Annotated in this window: 16 protein-coding genes; 11 read left to right on the forward strand and 5 right to left on the reverse strand. The window is 34.8% G+C overall.

The features are described from left to right. Nucleotides 1-285 precede the first annotated feature (285 nt). Complete coding sequence (locus tag OLM61_RS19000) at nucleotides 286-915, forward strand: DsbA family oxidoreductase (protein ID WP_264524161.1); 630 nt, start codon at nucleotides 286-288, stop codon at nucleotides 913-915. 128 nt (nucleotides 916-1,043) lie between these two features. Here OLM61_RS19000 and OLM61_RS19005 read toward each other — a convergent pair whose 3' ends face one another. Both OLM61_RS19005 and OLM61_RS19010 read right to left on the reverse strand, forming a co-directional pair. Beyond that, entirely contained in the window at nucleotides 1,044-2,816 is a 1,773-nt protein-coding gene (locus OLM61_RS19005) for a MutS-related protein (RefSeq protein WP_264524162.1), read from the reverse strand. A gap of 69 nt (nucleotides 2,817-2,885) precedes the next feature. Next, nucleotides 2,886-3,719, reverse strand: a complete 834-nt coding sequence (locus OLM61_RS19010) for a universal stress protein (protein WP_264524163.1) — start codon at nucleotides 3,717-3,719, stop codon at nucleotides 2,886-2,888. A 183-nt stretch (nucleotides 3,720-3,902) separates the two neighbouring features. On the opposite strand from OLM61_RS19010, the gene mnmE reads away from it, so the two are divergent. From mnmE to OLM61_RS19045, 7 genes are all read left to right on the forward strand, one after another. Next, nucleotides 3,903-5,303 carry a tRNA uridine-5-carboxymethylaminomethyl(34) synthesis GTPase MnmE gene (gene mnmE / locus OLM61_RS19015; protein WP_264524164.1) on the forward strand — a complete coding sequence of 467 codons (1,401 nt, stop codon included), beginning with the start codon at nucleotides 3,903-3,905 and terminating at the stop codon, nucleotides 5,301-5,303. A gap of 384 nt (nucleotides 5,304-5,687) precedes the next feature. After that, the gene (locus tag OLM61_RS19020; protein ID WP_264524165.1) at nucleotides 5,688-5,939 is read left to right on the forward strand and encodes a DUF2683 family protein; all 252 of its coding nucleotides are present in this window, start codon (nucleotides 5,688-5,690) and stop codon (nucleotides 5,937-5,939) included. After that, nucleotides 5,936-6,223: a type II toxin-antitoxin system RelE/ParE family toxin gene (locus OLM61_RS19025; protein WP_264524166.1), complete on the forward strand. Its 288-nt coding sequence runs from the start codon at nucleotides 5,936-5,938 to the stop codon at nucleotides 6,221-6,223. The genes OLM61_RS19020 and OLM61_RS19025 overlap by 4 nt, the downstream gene beginning before the upstream one ends. A gap of 817 nt (nucleotides 6,224-7,040) precedes the next feature. Beyond that, nucleotides 7,041-7,715: a hypothetical protein gene (locus tag OLM61_RS19030; protein WP_264524167.1), complete on the forward strand. Its 675-nt coding sequence runs from the start codon at nucleotides 7,041-7,043 to the stop codon at nucleotides 7,713-7,715. A 210-nt stretch (nucleotides 7,716-7,925) separates the two neighbouring features. After that, nucleotides 7,926-8,603 (forward strand): hypothetical protein, encoded by a 678-nt coding sequence (locus tag OLM61_RS19035; RefSeq protein WP_264524168.1) that lies wholly within the window; start codon nucleotides 7,926-7,928, stop codon nucleotides 8,601-8,603. Nucleotides 8,604-9,072: 469 nt separating this feature from the next. Then, the gene (locus tag OLM61_RS19040; RefSeq protein WP_264524169.1) at nucleotides 9,073-9,606 is read left to right on the forward strand and encodes a serine hydrolase domain-containing protein; all 534 of its coding nucleotides are present in this window, start codon (nucleotides 9,073-9,075) and stop codon (nucleotides 9,604-9,606) included. Between the two features lie 8 nt (nucleotides 9,607-9,614). Then, nucleotides 9,615-10,127, forward strand: coding sequence for a serine hydrolase domain-containing protein (locus tag OLM61_RS19045; RefSeq protein WP_413614380.1), 513 nt, complete (start codon nucleotides 9,615-9,617; stop codon nucleotides 10,125-10,127). A 171-nt stretch (nucleotides 10,128-10,298) separates the two neighbouring features. On the opposite strand, the gene OLM61_RS19050 is transcribed toward OLM61_RS19045, so the two are convergent. The 3 genes from OLM61_RS19050 to OLM61_RS19060 all read right to left on the reverse strand — a co-directional run bounded on the left by OLM61_RS19050 (nucleotide 10,299) and on the right by OLM61_RS19060 (nucleotide 14,947). Further along, nucleotides 10,299-11,846: an alkaline phosphatase family protein gene (locus OLM61_RS19050; RefSeq protein WP_264524170.1), complete on the reverse strand. Its 1,548-nt coding sequence runs from the start codon at nucleotides 11,844-11,846 to the stop codon at nucleotides 10,299-10,301. Between the two features lie 210 nt (nucleotides 11,847-12,056). Then, nucleotides 12,057-14,378 (reverse strand): beta-N-acetylhexosaminidase, encoded by a 2,322-nt coding sequence (locus OLM61_RS19055; RefSeq protein ID WP_264524171.1) that lies wholly within the window; start codon nucleotides 14,376-14,378, stop codon nucleotides 12,057-12,059. A 110-nt stretch (nucleotides 14,379-14,488) separates the two neighbouring features. Continuing rightward, the gene (locus OLM61_RS19060) at nucleotides 14,489-14,947 is read right to left on the reverse strand and encodes an RNA methyltransferase (RefSeq protein ID WP_017496800.1); all 459 of its coding nucleotides are present in this window, start codon (nucleotides 14,945-14,947) and stop codon (nucleotides 14,489-14,491) included. Between the two features lie 144 nt (nucleotides 14,948-15,091). Here OLM61_RS19060 and OLM61_RS19065 point away from each other — a divergent pair, with 144 nt between their 5' ends. The 3 genes from OLM61_RS19065 (at nucleotide 15,092) to OLM61_RS19075 (ending at nucleotide 16,748) form a co-directional block, all read left to right on the forward strand. Next, nucleotides 15,092-15,769 (forward strand): DUF4386 domain-containing protein, encoded by a 678-nt coding sequence (locus tag OLM61_RS19065; protein ID WP_264524172.1) that lies wholly within the window; start codon nucleotides 15,092-15,094, stop codon nucleotides 15,767-15,769. 217 nt (nucleotides 15,770-15,986) lie between these two features. Beyond that, nucleotides 15,987-16,541, forward strand: a complete 555-nt coding sequence (locus tag OLM61_RS19070; RefSeq protein WP_264524173.1) for a DUF2975 domain-containing protein — start codon at nucleotides 15,987-15,989, stop codon at nucleotides 16,539-16,541. A gap of 3 nt (nucleotides 16,542-16,544) precedes the next feature. After that, on the forward strand, nucleotides 16,545-16,748 hold the full coding sequence (locus OLM61_RS19075) for a helix-turn-helix domain-containing protein (RefSeq protein ID WP_264524174.1): 204 nt from the start codon (nucleotides 16,545-16,547) through the stop codon (nucleotides 16,746-16,748). Nucleotides 16,749-16,805: the final 57 nt, after the last annotated feature.

Consider the following 16,805-nt stretch of genomic DNA (forward strand, 5'->3'; position numbering starts at 1 on the left):
TTTTTTTAAGATTTGCGGTTTTTTATTTTTGGTGATTTTTTGTTTCAAGTTTCAAGTTTCAAGTTTTCGGGTTTCAAGTTTCAGGTTTCAGGTTTCAGATTGAAATACGAGTTCTTTCTAAAAAAGAATAAAATTCCAATAAATAAAAATCCCAAATTCCAATTATTGATCATTGGAATTTGGGATTTATTTTATTGAACATTTAGACCCGACAGGTTTTAAAAACCTGTCGGGTCTATATCGATTATGTCAAACCTGAAACTTTTTTTTCTTTAACTTTGCAAAATGAAAATAGAAATTTGGTCGGACATCATGTGTCCGTTTTGTTATATCGGAAAAAGACAACTGGAAACAGCTTTAGCTGAATTTCCAAATGATGAATTTGAAATTGAATGGAAAAGCTTTCAGCTCGACCCAACGATCACACCGCAATCAGGTAAAGATGTTTATAGGTTTCTGGCGGAACGAAAAGGTTTTTCCGTTGAGCAATCCATCGAAATGCACAAAGATGTGACAGAACGCGCAAAAAGCGTAGGTTTGGACTATCATTTTGATAAAGCGATCATTTCAAATTCACTAACAGCACACCGTATCATTCATTTGGCTAAAACGAAAGGTCTTGGCGATCAAATGGAGGAAATTTTCTTCAGAGCTTATTTTACCGAAGGAAAAGATCTAAACGATTCCCAAACCCTTATCGAATTAGGTACTCAGGCTGGTTTAAATGCAAAAGAGGTGCAAGAAGTCGTAGAAGATGAAAAGCTTTACTTAAACGACGTTCATTCCGACATACACGAAGCCAATCAGATTGGTGTACAAGGAGTTCCGTTTTTTGTTTTTGATCGAAAATATGCCGTTTCCGGAGCTCAGCCTGTCGAAGCTTTTGTAAACACCATTAAAGAAATGCAGAAATAGATTGTAGCTTTTAGATTTTAGATTGTAGATTGTAGATTTTTCTGTTCGATTACTTTGCAAATATATTATTTGTTGATTGCATCAACAATTTTACTGGTAAAAAACAAATATCAACAATCTAAAATCTCCTAAATAACTCCCATTTTTTGCATCAGGAAAGTGGCGCTCTTATTTTTACAAATTCCGCTTCGAAGTTTGTAATCAAAATGAAGATCGTTGTTTTTAATTTCGACTTCAAAACACTGGTTGGTTAAAACATCAGGATATTCATTTGTTGTCAAACAAACCTCAATATCGTGTGTTGCAATCGCCCCAATTGCTTTCCTTGCAATTATTTTTTTAACGACTTCGATCGTTCCGTTTCGTTTATCATCGGAGTTTGTTCCTCTTAAAATTTCATCCAGTAAAACAAAAGCAGGGCGTTCTTCCAGCGCATCCATAATTTGTTTTAAACGCTTAATTTCGGCAAAAAAGTAGGATTCGCTATCTGCTAACGAATCAGACAATCGCATTGAAACTAATACTGGAAGTGGATGCAGCTCCGCTTTTGAAGCACAAACAACTGAACCAATTCCACCTAAAACCATATTGATTCCCAAGCTTCTCAAAAAAGTACTTTTTCCCGACATATTAGAACCTGTTAGAATCATAAAAGATTCAGGGTAAAAATGAGTATCATTCCCTACTCTCGTTTCCGGATTTAGCAAAGGATGGCCCAGATTTGAAAACCCAATTTTATAGTCTGAGTTGATCTCCGGGAAAACAAAGTCCGGATTGTTGTAAGCCAAATTCGCTAAACTATTCAACGTTTCAAATTCACCAATAATAGCAATCCATTTTTCAAGTTCAGCCGAATAGTTTTGTTTCCATTTTAAAAGTGCTTTCAAAACGTGCAAATTGAACAAAAACATTCCATTAAAGACAGTAGCAGTTACAAAATTGTTAATGGTATCCATTCTCGAAAACAACTCGGAAAGATCTTTCAGGTGTTTACTTGCGGTTGCATTTCTAAAAATAAGCTGCTGCTGCAAATCGATTAATCGTTTAGACTGAAAAGATTCAGTTTCAATTTTCTGAACCAATAAACTATACTGTTTGATAATTTTGTCCACATTATCCGCTTTGGCAATCTCCGACTGAATCCGTTTAAAAGAACTCCCCAAAACAATCATATTGGCAATAAAAATATAGCTCAGATAAGATAGTAAAATTGTTTTTGAGGTAATAAAATAGGCTGCCAAAATGCCCAAAAACAAGCTTGGAAAAATAACCGATATCGCAATTAATACTTTAGGTAAAATATTATTTTTAAATGAATTCCAATGAACTAAAGATTGGTAAGATTCTTTTGTGTCATAACTAATCATCGCTAAAGCCATGAAATCCTGACGCCAATCGATTTTTGTTTTTAATTCATTGATCGCTTCCTGATTTTCGAGAATCGTTTCATTCGGAGACAGCTTCAATAATTGATCTGCCAATGTTTTTTTACCAATATAAGTTGCCGTTCGGTTTAAATTTTGAAACAGCGAATGATCTCCAAAAATATCCAGATCGTAAGCATAAGGATGACTAAAATCATTGAATTCTACTCCGTTCTCAAAAGGGATTTTTTCTCTTTTTAAATACGCAATTTCATTTTGATTTAGTTTCAAAATTGCTTTAGTAAGTTCTCTCTGAAAAGACAGAGCAGAGTGAATTCGCATTAAAAAAAGAAAACCAACAAAAGACAGAAAAGCAAAAACTGCATAAAGTATTTCGTTGGTTTTGATGTAATAAAACAATAAGAACAAACATAGAAATACGCTTAAAAGACGCAGTATACTAATGCTATTGTATTTTTTGTTGATTTTATTAAAACGTCCTGTATAGTGCTCAACTTTATTCTGATATGCTTCCATTCTTCTAATTTAATGAAACACAAATATAGGTTTTACACTTACATTCCCGCAGTAATTTTCTAATAGATTTTAGGTCTCGTGCATGACCAAAACAGGTATCGAAACTTCTTTGGCTATCTTTTTTGAGAAACTGGATTCAAAAATGCTTTCGAAGAAAGATCTTTTATGTGTAATAACCGTTAAAACATCCAGATCTTTGTAAAGTACAAAATCAAGAATGGTTTCTTTTACTTCGTCACTTGGCAGAACCAAAAATTCTACATTTTCATTCGCAAATTCTTTATCCCACTCTTTAATTGTGGCATCAGAAACATCTGTATTAGACGCTCTGACATACAAACTTTTTACCTTCGCATTTGTTTTCTTTGCAATTGCCAAAACTTTACGAAGCTCGGCTTTGTCTTTTTCACGGTAACGGGTCGTAAAACCAATTGTTTTTATTTTTTTAAATTTCGCAGCTGCCGGAACACATAAAACAGGAACTTTAACCTCTGAAATTACAGAGCTGGTGTTTGATCCGAGAAAAAATTTCGTCCAGTCCGAAACTCCTGAAGTTCCCATGATTACAAAATCGATATGGTCCTCTTCTACCGCATTTTTCAGATTGTAAATTAAATCTCCATCCATCAAGCGGTGTTTGATCACAATTGAATCCAGTTTTCGCTCGGCAGCAATGGCTCTGAGTTTTGGAATTTCGTCTTTAAACATTTCAAATTTTGCCAATTCGATCGAACTGTAGATCGAAGCGTAATTTTCGGGGAAAAACTGACTGTCGTAAACCGGAATCTCAAAAGTATGTAACAAAACAAGCTCGGCATTTACAATTTTAGCAAATTCTAAGGCGTGAACAAAAGCATTTGTTGCCGCTTCAGAAAAATCTGTTGGAAATAATATCTTTTTCATTTTGTTTGAGATTAAAGGTTTGTTTCTCAAATTTAATCATTCTAGGCTCAAAACAAACTGATAATTATCAGTATTTTAACATTTGACAATTTATTAAAAATCGACATTTTAAAAAACTCAAAACCCCATTTTCAAGTCTGCTTTCAGTTCGTAATTTTGTGCCTTTTTTTATACCTTTGCAACATGATAAATCAAGATTCTATAGTTGCATTGGCTACCCCATCAGGGGCTGGAGCTATTGCTATCATACGTATTTCAGGTTCTGACGCTATAACGATCGGAAATTCGGTTTTTAAATCCATAAAAAACAAGGACTTAACCACTCAAAAAACACATACTTTACATTTAGGGCATATTGTTGATGGTTCTAAAACGCTCGATGAAGTATTGGTTTCTGTTTTTAAAGGACCTAATTCTTATACAGGCGAGAATACGATTGAAATTTCGTGTCACGGCTCTACTTATATCCAACAGCAAATTATTCAGCTGCTGTTAAGAAAAGGATGCCGAATGGCCGATCCGGGAGAATTTACGCTTAGAGCTTTTCTAAACGGAAAACTTGATTTGTCGCAGGCAGAGGCTGTTGCCGACTTGATTTCATCAGATAACGAAGCTTCGCACCAAATCGCCATGCAGCAAATGCGCGGTGGCTTTAGTAATGAGATTGCCAAACTCCGTGAAGAACTTTTAAATTTTGCTTCTCTAATTGAACTGGAACTGGATTTTGCCGAAGAAGACGTAGAATTTGCAGACCGTACGCAATTTCATGAGTTATTAAACCGAATTGAATTTGTTTTAAAACGTCTGATTGATTCGTTTGCTGTTGGAAATGTAATTAAAAACGGTATTCCGGTTGCTATTGTGGGAGAGCCTAATGTGGGGAAATCTACTTTGCTGAATGCTTTGTTAAACGAAGAGCGTGCCATTGTTTCTGACATTGCCGGAACCACACGCGACACCATCGAAGATGAATTAGTGATTGGCGGAATTGGTTTTAGGTTTATTGATACAGCCGGGATTCGTGAAACCAAAGACGTTGTAGAAAGCATCGGAATCAAAAAAACATTTGAGAAAATCGACCAGGCGCAGGTTGTGATTTATTTATTCGACGGTTTCAAGTTTCAGATTTCAAGCTCTGAGTTTGTTTCTGAAATTGAACAAATCAAAAATAAATACCCGTTAAAACCTCTGCTAATTGTTGTCAATAAAAAAGATATATTGTCTGCTGATGAAGTTGCAAACATCACCAATAAACTTGAAAATTTAAACGCAAAATTATTATTGATTTCAGCTAAAGAGAAAATTGGTGTTGATGATTTAAAAAATGAATTACTTTCTTTTGTCAATACCGGAGCCCTCCGAAACAATGAAACGATAGTAACGAATACAAGACATTACGATTCTTTACTTAAAGCATTAGATGAAATTCAGAAAGTAAAATTTGGTTTGGAAACTAATCTTTCCAGTGACCTGATTGCACTCGATATTCGCGAAGCTTTATACCAATTTGGTCTTATCACGGGTCAGGTTTCCAATGATGAGTTACTAGGGAATATTTTTGCTAATTTCTGTATCGGGAAGTAGCTTTCATAAAAGATTACAAAACAAAGAATCCCTTTTAAAATGTTATCCCATAGCATTTTAAAAGGGATTCTTTAATTATATATTTTTTTAATTAGACTATAAATGTTTTGTTAGCTTGTTTATTACTTTAGCAATTATGATTATAAGGTAAACTTTAAGTTACTATATTTTAAATCCTGCTTCGGTAGTTTTTTTTATGTTCTAACTTTTAGATCAAATCTTTTTCGGGCTTTTCATAAATATTTTTTTACCATTTCCCTGTTGGTTTTACCTCTATCCCATCTAAAAAAATGAAGCTTAATTTAAAAATATACTGTATAAATAATTAGTGTAATTTATCTTTGCAAGATTAATAATAATTAACTTTGAGAAAAATTGAAAATAATGGAAGCCATAATATTACATCCTAAGAACAAAGCACAGTTATCTCTTTTGAAAAATTTAGCAAAAGAAATGGGAATGATGTTTGAAACAAAAAATGAAGATGAAATAATAGCTGGATATACTCCAAATGGTAAAGCTTTTTCTGTTTCTGAATATAAAGAAAACATACAAAATCGTATTGATGATGTAAAAGATGGAACTGCTAAAACGTTTACTTCTGAAGAAGTATTAAATCATATTATTAAAAGATGATCGTTTGGGAATCTAGAGCAAAACAAGAGCTACAAGAGATTTATGATTATATTTTCTTAAACAGTCCTCAAAATGCAGAAAACGTCATTACTGAATTAGTTTCAACTGCCGAAAATATTTCAAATATGCCTTTTAAGCATCCAATAGAACCCTATTTTAATGATGAAAACATTCGTTTTGTTCCAAAATGGAGTTACAAAATAATCTATTTGATTGGCGATATTGACATTACTATCTTATCTGTTTTTAATACTTCTCAAAGCTCACTAAGAATTAGTCGATAATTAAAAGAAAGCATAAATTATTTTTACTCCTATCAAAAACTTCTTTTTATACTAAACAACTACATCTTTTGTACTCCTTACCACTCTTACCCTTCTGTAAACAAAGAGAAGTTAGATATTGCATCTGAAAATAACGTAGCAAAACAACACTAAACAATTCTTCTCTATTCCATCGTAAGATATTCTTTTTAAACACAACTTATTGAAGTAGTCACTTTAAACCGGAATCAATTGATCTTTTCTACCACAATACGATAGTCACTTTTACCCTAATTTTCAGGCAATCCTATAACGCTATCAGCGAGTTGTAGCATGGCTCATTTTTGCCTTTTAGCCTTAGCAGAATATTACATGAAGCATTACTGTTTTGACTAAATATATGTGTATTGTAAGCTGTTGGTTAGCCCTGCAAACAAAAAAAATGCTAATTTATTTAAAATCAAGTATTTATACGCTATCTCATAATTTTGTAATAAAGTAATTTTGCAGAGTAATATTACAAAAGCAAAAACTATCAGTAAGCTAATTTTTACAATACCAAGCGTAATTTAGAATACGATATTCTAAAAAGTAACATAAAAAATACGGATTTATGGTCTTGCTTAATTCGTTTACTAGTAGAAAAAAAACAATGCTGCAGCACCAATTTAAACAAACCTTCCTGTAAAGGTTTTTATTACAGGGGCGGAAACTGAAAAGCCTTATGAGTAGGACAAATACTTTAGAAGCATCAGAAAGTCTGGTGGTCTAAGGTTAGTTGTTACAGGTAGTTATAAATTCTTGTAGCAATGATTACAACCCCAAAAACAAATAAACAATGAGCACTATTATTGACAATTTTGAGAAACATGATTATGTTATACTTGAAACACGTGGCGTTACTAATGATGGCACATGGATACATACGGAAGGAAATGATTACATCTTTTATTATAAACTAGACATCTGGTCCGAGGAGCAAAACCGAATAATGGGAAATGCCTTCTTAAGAGCCTTACAAGTTCCTAACAAAATAAAAGATGCTGTACTGGCAACTTCAGGACAACAAGTGGTGGATGGTCTTTATACACTAGATCAACCTGCTATGGTGAAAGCTTTGAATTCTATAAGAGGAATGTCACAAACTAATGTAGTCCAAAGAACATTAATTGGTAATGGTACTATACAGCAAGCAAATGAGCAGTTGTTTAACGATATCCTATCAGGTGTGGGCGGTTCAGTAAACCCAATGCGGGACTATCTTAATAGAGCGATGGCGGCGACTCAGGCTGCAGCTGCGGGTAACACAACAGCTCAAAACCTTGGTACAACTATTACGTTACTGTCTTTAGTACCTGGTCTGAACATACCTACAACGTCTGTTGTATATGCAGTTTCAAAAGCTTCTTCTGCTGCTGTACTGATCAAGCATAAATGCTCTAGCGATTCAACTAAATTTTCTTATAATGTAGACTATACAAAAGTTGGTTATTCCTACATAGAACCATCTTAGTTCAACAACAACACTTTTTCGAAACTCAAACATTTCGTAAAAAGTAACTAATTTGTGTCAGTTTATGCATTCCTTTGAAATGAATACTTACTCTATTCAATGAAAAAGAGTGCATAAAATGACCAAATTTGTTTTATCCGTAATAGAAAAAACAGTTTTCGAACACGTTTTTTAAACTACAATTTTATACACAACAAAAAAACACACCCCATGAACAAATCTATACCATATTGCATTACGCCTGCTCTGGATCAGGCGTGGCTGCACACCTGTAATGAAAATTTATTACTGGCATTACTACCAAAGGATGCAGATAACAAAGTAGAAACAGCACTTTTGGAAGCTTTTAAAAATGCACTTGCATTATTCGTTGATATAAGAGTCGCTCTAAAAAAAACCTACAATACAACACCTTTTGTTGGAGGATTGTATCTGGTAGACGGCCCCGAAATGCAACGCGCTATGAACACTATAAATGGGATGGGAGAAACATCAGCATACCCCAGCACAAAATTGTATTGTGGTACCCCCTCTGCCGTGAATTTACAATTCTTTGAAGATGTACTAGGGATTTCAAATGACAAACTAAAATACATGGAATCCAATCTATTACGATATATGAAAATTATACAAGCAGATGCAAAAGTCACAACAGCTAAAACTATTGGCCTTTTAACTTGCGTTGTAGGTTATGTTGAAATAACAGGAACAACCGTGACCACCTTTACTTATGTTACTGCCACCACAACGACCAAAGATCAATTTGAAGAAATAGACTGTGAGTGTGGTGAATTAGACAAATTTAACTATGAATATAACATTGTAAAATTTAATTATTCGCCGAGCAATTCTGTCGCAAATAAAGTAATTGCCAACGAAAGTAACTAATTGATTCTATTCCAAAACTGTTAAAGCGTAGTATTGTTTTTACCATGCTAACCAACAGAAATATCTTTTTTTAGATAAAACCATGAGTCTCCTACACAAACACTCCAGCTGTGCAAAATCTCATAGCTTTTGTTTTTGATTTCTAGTGGAACTACCCGGACCAGCTGGGGAATATTTTTGCTAATTTCTGTATTGACAAATAAATGACTACACAAGATTTAACTGGTAATATTTCCATTTTCGGAAGCAATCGTATTTACACTTTTCCGTTAAAAAAACACAGCTGAATTATTTCTTTGCCATTTACGCTTTCCCGTAATGTTAAAAATCATTTTTTTCAATATCTTAGCAAAAATTATTACTCTCGAGAAAACTTAATGAGTTAAAAAAGGTTAAATAAAACAGCATTTTATTTAACCTTTTTTTATAGCTCGCATAAGGTAAGTTTTCAGCGATTAAACTAAAAATTATGAGCCTAAAACATTTAATGCCCTTCTTGATTTTTGCCTTAATTGGCTGCAAAAGTAAACAGCAAAGCGATAAACAAAATATTGAAAATGCGATTACAAAAAATGTCAATCAGTTATTAGAGGACAAAAGATTTCATTCTGTTTCAGTAGCAGTGCTCAAAGATGGAGAATCGACAATAAAATATTTTGGAGAATTATCTATTGGAAAAGGAAACAAACCAAACGATTCTACACTTTATGAAATAGCTTCTGTAACTAAAACTTTTACAGGTTATGTAGCCGCAAAAGCCGTACTTGATAAAAAAATAAATTTAGATGATGATGTCAGAATCTATCTTAACGAACCTTATCCCAATTTAGAGTTTAAAGGCGAACCTATAAAAATTAAACATTTGCTCACGCATACAAGCGGGTTTCCAAATTTTCCCCCAAAAAGTGAAAATAAAACGGCTTTTTTAGAAGGATTGAAATTAATCAAAATCGAAACGATACCCGAGAAACATACTCTTATTCCAACACGGCTCCAGAGTTAACTGCCTATATACTTGAAAAAGTGTATCAAAAGCCTTATGAGGAATTGGTAAATGAATTTGTTTTGAAACCAAATAAAATGAACCAAACCAAATTTACACTAAATGATAATGACAGACTAAGATTAGTAAAAGGGTACAATGATAAAAATGAGTTAATGCCAAACTTCAATCGAACTTTATGGGGAGGAATTTCAGGATTGCATTCTACTACTACAGATTTAGTAAAATACATGAAATTGCAACTTGACGAGTCAAATCTTATCGTAAATGAATCTCATAAAAAATTATATAAAGAAGGTTCTGATTTTTGGGAAGGCTACCATTGGTACATATTAGAAAATGGCAATGAATTAATTTACAGACATCACGGAGGTATCTACGGAATGCAAAATTGGTTTGTCATTTATCCTAAACAAAATATAGGGATATCTATATTGACCAATACGAGCTTTAATGAAACCGGAGAAATCTTGGAAAAAGTAGTGGATAAATTGTACGACGACCTAAATAAGCAGAAGTAACTTTCACAAAAGATCGCAAACAATAAAATCCCGTTTAAAGTGTCATTCAAGAACACTTTAAACGGGATTTTTAATTATATCTTTCTAATTAAACTATGAACACGAAGTCAGAGACACTCCCCTTTCAATACTAACTCTTCTCAATGTAGGTACTACTTTTTCCAGCTGATATTATTGGAATCTTTTGATAAACTCCATCATATCACCTATGGTTTGTATGTCTTCTCTTTGAGTATTGCCAAGACCTTTCATCTTCTCAATATGCAGCAAACTGGTTAACATGGTCTTTTGTAAGCCGTTTAACGGATCCTTGCTGGTATCGGGCTCAGGAAGCAACTCTTTTAAATCGATATGGAAGGGAATATCAGGCCAATCCGTTCTTTTCTGATCGGAAAAGACTTCTGTAAACGGTAAAACTTCAGGATCGCTATCCCTTTCGGTCAACGCATCCAGGTCCCATTTCTGACAGGCCGTTTTGATAAAGGAAGTATGCTCGAACTGCCCGTTGATTATGGTATTGGGCTGAATATAAGACGATACCATTATCATCGGAACACGAACTCCCAGACGGTCAAAAGTAAAATCGCACTCTCCTATCATATCGGCAACAGGCGGTACTGTAGCAGGCGGGATCACATGATCAAAACAACCGCCATGTTCATCGTGCGTAATGATAAAAAGTATTTGGTCTCTTAGCGGACTGTCTTTGATAGCGTTATATACTTCGCGGATCAGTTCATCTCCTAATTTTACTGTTCCGGTTCCTAAATTATGTTTTACAGCCGACGGATGCTGATCGTTGTGCTTATGAAGAAATTGAGGTTCTACAAATGAATATTGCGGTAAATCCCCCTTTCTAAGATCATCAAGAAAATCATCATATCCATGTGTATGGTCCAGCCCTCTCTCATGCCCGTTGACAACATAGGTCAGGCTCAGTGGTGCTATAGGCGAATAGATTTTCCAGGAAACATCCTTATCATACATGCGGTCAAAAATAGTAGGCAACGACCATACTTCTTCGACCCACGAATCCATTCCTTTTAGATCACCATCAAGCCCCGGAAAACCGTTCCCATCCTCACCAATCGGATTAATCACTTTACCTCCCGAACTGGCGGCATGCCAGAACGCCCTATTACAATAAGTTTGACTCGGCACTGAACAATACCAATGATCAAAAACTGCAAATTGTTTTGCCAAAGTAGCCATCGCAGGAATCTGATCCGGCTGAAAGCACTCCATAATTACCTTATAATCGTCGAACGAGGGCTTTGCAATACCATAGGTCGACATCAGATTACTTTCATAATCGTTAACAAAGCCATTCATGGTGGGTTCCTGTGCAGAATTAGGTAAGTTGTATGGTTTGACCATATCATGATCGAGAACACCTACATTGCAATCAGGATTAATGGTATCAAAAAGTTGTGTATTAACATGGGGATATTCTTCACCCGGATCCGGATAAGGTGTCCAATAATCGGCTGCACGTGAAGGAGAAATACTCGTTTCACCTGACGGACTTGTAGCCCTGCCGGGAATAGGATTCGCATAGTCTACTTCCGGATTGTAAAGTCCTTCAAAAGATTTCCCATCCGGCACTTCATTCGGCTCATAGAGATAGCCTAATAAATTATCGAAAGAACGATTTTCGAGCATCAGTACCACGATATGGTCAAAAGTATCCAGACCGTTAAATTGCTTTTCATTTTCCATACAAAACTGTTTTATCATACTAGATAACAGTAAATTAAAATGATTAAAACCAAAGTTGTACACGTAGTTTTACGTGTTTTTCGAAATGTAGTTTCTTTATCGTTCTAATCTTTTACCATACAATATAAATATAGTAAATTTCTTTCATGTTTGTGAAACAACTGAAATCAAAAATCAGCAATCATTTTTCTGTAATTCAAAAAAAACGGTTTAATCCACCAAAATCTCATCAACAAACAGCCATGAGCTTCCTCCTGTTGGAGCCTTTTTCAAGTTGGATACAATTACTTTTACAAATCGGACCTCTTGTTGTACAAAATTGATTTTAAAATCTTTCAACTCTGAATTCACGTTCACCGCAAACGGACGTTTTATTTTCCCTACTTCTTTATAGTTAATGCTGTCCTTTGATACTAAAACTTTTAATTGTGTTGGGAAATAAATCCCGGCACCCTGACTTTCTAAAGTTCCAATTGCTACCTTTTCGATACTTTGTACTTTTTCAAGATCGATTACAATTTCCATATCATTGACCAGCCATGCCTGCCATTGACCATCATGGAAATTTTTAGATCCTCTGATTGCATTTACCATTCCAAAAGGACCATCTCCTTTATAACTTTCACTATAAGGCGTTAAATAACTCACCTTATGACCAAACCCCTTATGAAATACGATCGTATCTGTAAATATTCTCCCAACCGGTTTATTGTCCTGAAACAAAGCCGCTTTTAACACTGTTGTTTGATTAAACGGAATCGGATTTGTATATTGTATGGCCTGATGTTCTATGTTTTTGTCCCCCAGAACATAACGAATGTCCGAATTTGGAAATTCATTTTTAAGGGTAACCTGAATCACTTTTTGGCGCAAATCAGCCACAGCCGAAGCCGTAACCAAATAAGCGCTTTTGGCATAATTGATCCCTAAAAAATCGTATCGTTTCAACAAAGAAGGCAATCGGGAAGTAAAATTATTCCAATTGCGATTTTCTTTTGAACTCCATAAAACCTCAGACAAAGCAGCCAGTCTCGGAAAAATCATATACTCCGAAGCTTTTGGATTTGTGATAAATTCAGCCCATAAATTTGCTTGTCCGCCCAGAACATGATTGGCTTCCTGTGGCGTCATGGTAGCCACAACGGGATCAAATTCATAAACCTTATTCAATGGATTATAGGCATCAAAAGCTAGCGGTTCTACGTTTTGAGGTCCCTGATAAAAATTAAAATAACAAGGAGATTCCGGCGACATGATGACGTCATGCCCCTGTCTTGCTGCTTCTGTCCCTCCTTTTGTACCTCTCCAACTCATCACAGTAGCTTCGGGAGCCAAACCGCCTTCCAGTATTTCGTCCCAGCCGATTAATTTTTTGCCTTTAGAATTGATGTATTTCTCTATTCTTTTCACAAAATAGCTTTGCAATTCATGGGCGTCTTTCAATCCGTTATCTGTCATTCTTTTTTGACAATTCGGACATTTGTCCCAATTGGTTTTAGTTGCTTCGTCGCCGCCAATATGAATGTATTTCGAAGGAAAAATGACAATGACTTCATCTATTACATCCTGCAAAAATTCAAAAGTAGTCTCTTTTCCGGCACAATAAATATCCGTAATAGGCCATAATCCACCTGACGGAACTCCAATTCTCTGATTAAAACAAGCCAATTCAGGATAAGCCGCTATAGCCGAACTCACATGCGCCGGCATCTCGATTTCGGGAATAATTTCTATATTTTTTGCAGCTGCATATTTTACAATTTCTTTTAGTTCTTCCTGAGTCAAAAAACCACCGTAAGTTCCTTTTTCATCCGGATTGGTAACCAGTCTTGCATTCCAGGCTGCATTTTCCTGATCGACTCTCCAGGCTCCAACTTCGGTAAGTTTTGGATATTTTTTTATTTCAATTCTCCAACCCTGATCGTCAACCAAATGCAAATGCAAAACATTCATTTTTAGCATTGCCAACCGATCGATAGTCTCAATGATGTAATTTTTATCAAAAAAATGACGTGACAAATCCAACATCAATCCTCGCCATTGAAAACGAGGTTCGTCTGTAATGGTAAGATTCGGAATCTCCCATTTTGCAGCTGTTATCACGTTTTTACTTTCAATACTTTCAGGAAGTAATTGTCGGATGCTTTCTAAACCGTAAATAAAACCTGCATTTCCTTTTGCCGTAATGGTTACGTTTTCTTTATTTACCTCCAATACGTAAGCTTCGTTCTTTAAAGTGGGATCGACTTTAAACTGAACATAATTTCTTTTTGGAAGGGCACTTGAAATTTCAGGACGAAATCCTGCTGCAGTTTGAAATTTGTTTATTAAAACCGTAGCAATTTCCTTTTGAGCGTCGCCGCTTACCACAAATTTAGTCGTTGCAGAAAACTGAAAACTCCCTTGTTTAAGGACCAATTGCTTTGGTTTCGGAATGATTTGAATGTCTTTTTCTACAGATATTTTTTGGCTGTAAGCCTTGCTTAAAAACGTCAGAAGAAGTACAACAAAGATTGGTTTTAGTATTTTCATACTTTATTATTTTAAAAAGGGTAAAATTTTAAACTGATACTGATCACTTTTGGCTCTTAGCAAAGACCCTTAACAAAACCGCTAAAGGCAGCAGACCACTTTTAATGGTGTTAAGAGCGTGGTTTCGGTAAGTTTCTGTCGTACATAATAATAGTTCCGGCGACAGCCACATTTAAACTCTTAACCGATTTAAATTTTACTAAATGATGGCACTTCTCCATTACTTTTTTGGACAGACCATGATCTTCTGCTCCCAATAAATAGACACAGCGTCTTGGATGTTCATAGGTTTCCAGATCAGAAGCATTTTCGTTTAGCTCAACTCCAACCAATCTTGCTCCTTTTGGTAAGTTTTCAAGAAAAGCTTCAAAGGTATCATAATGGAAATAAGGAATTGCTTTAACCGCATCATGTGTGTCGCAGGCTTGCTTGGCATATCGATTTCCGATCGTAAATATAAAAGTAGCACCCAAATTTTGAGCGGATCGCCACAAAACACCCAAATTCTCAGGTGTTTTACCATTTTGAATCCCTATCCCAAAATATTCATTTGTAAAATTATCATTCATAAGGGCAAAAATACAAACTGTACCCAGATAAATCAATATTTTATTGAGAGGAAACGAAGACTTTATAGGAGTTATTTGATCGAACAAAGTCAGAAAGTGTAACAGAATCAATTTATTGACGTCTTATTTTAAACCCAAAACAAAATGACAACACCAAAAAAAGCAGCCCGAATTACAGGCCTACTCTACTTAGCAGTAGTCCTGACAGGAATATTCAGTTTGGCATATGTACCTTCCAAACTTATTGTATGGGATAATTTAACCGCAACTTACGACAATATCAAAGCAGCTGAATCGCTTTTTAGATTTGGAATTGTAGCCGGATTATCCTGTTATCTCTTCTTCTTTTTCTTAGTGCTGCGATTGTACAAACTGTTCGAACCGGTCAATAAAGGCTATGCCAAAACAATGGCGATCTTAGCCATTTTAAGTGTACCCGTTTACTTTTTGAATGCTCAGAATCAATTCAATGTGCTTTCTCTCATAACAGATACTAATCTTGGTTTATCATTAGAGCAAACCAAATTACAGGTTATGCTATATCTTAATCAATACGATAACGGTATGCGAATGGTACACATCTTCTCGGGACTTTGGCTATTCCCTTTTGGCTACTTGGTCTACAAATCTGGTTTTTTGCCTAAATTTTTCGGTATTTTATTGATGATGGGATGTTTTGGATATCTGATCAACTTTTTAGGCAATACTTTGCTTTCAGATTATTCAAGCCTCGGAATTTCAAAATACATCAGCATGCCGGCCACAATTGGAGAAATTGGAATTTGTTTGTGGTTATTGGCTTTTGGTATAAAAGAGAAATAATCTGATCGATGAAATATAGGAAACATTATTAAAAGAAGTCTTTTATACATACTACATCCTCAACTTTAAAATAGTTGGGGATTTTCTTTATTTCAAAAGCATTGATTTTACTGGACTTTAGAAATATTTTTCTTGAAATTGATTATTTTTCAGTATAAATTTATTGTTTATCAATAAATATTTATTAATATTACATAGAATTTTTAAACCAAATACTATGGAAATTAAAATTAGTACCCAAACCATACTGAAAGTATTACACGTGCTTTCATGGATTATTTTTGTTGGATTGTGTATCGAAGCAGTTGGAATACTGACAAAAACAATCGCAACGCTAACCCTGAATCCTGATGATGCCGCTAAATTCTGGAAATCAGTTGATTTAACGGACCTGTACCGCTTCAATCAGAGTCAGTACATCACCCTTAGCAGTGTTATCATTATTGTTGCAACGTTAAAAGCAATATTGTTTTATTGTATTATAAAAGTTTTCCTGAACAAAAAGTTAAACATTGCAGCGCCATTCAACAGCTTATTCAAGGATTTTATACTGACTCTGGCTTATCTATCCTTTGGAATTGGCTTATTTTCTTCATGGGGAATAGAACTCGTAAACAATTTGTCTAATAGTGGTCTGAAACTACAAGACATTCAACAATTACAAATTGCCGGTGCAGATGTTTGGTTATTTATGGGTGTCATATTGCTTGTTGTAACTTATATCTTCAAAAAAGGAATCGAATTACAAGAAGAAAACGAACTAACAATATAAGCTATGGCAATTATCGTAAACCTGGATGTGATGATGGCAAAACGAAAAATGTCATTAAACGAACTTTCCGAAAAAGTAGATTTAACTTTATCGAACCTATCCATATTAAAAACCGGAAAAGCAAAGGCCATTAGGTTCAGTACGCTGGAAGCCATTTGCAAAGTATTAGAATGTCAGCCTGGAGATATTTTGGAGTACAGAAATTAAGAAAGTCAATTCGAAAATCATAGAAAATTACCCCCTCAATAAGTAAAGATATTTCCT

This window comes from Flavobacterium sp. N502536 (assembly GCF_025947345.1).
In the GTDB taxonomy this organism is placed as follows: domain Bacteria; phylum Bacteroidota; class Bacteroidia; order Flavobacteriales; family Flavobacteriaceae; genus Flavobacterium.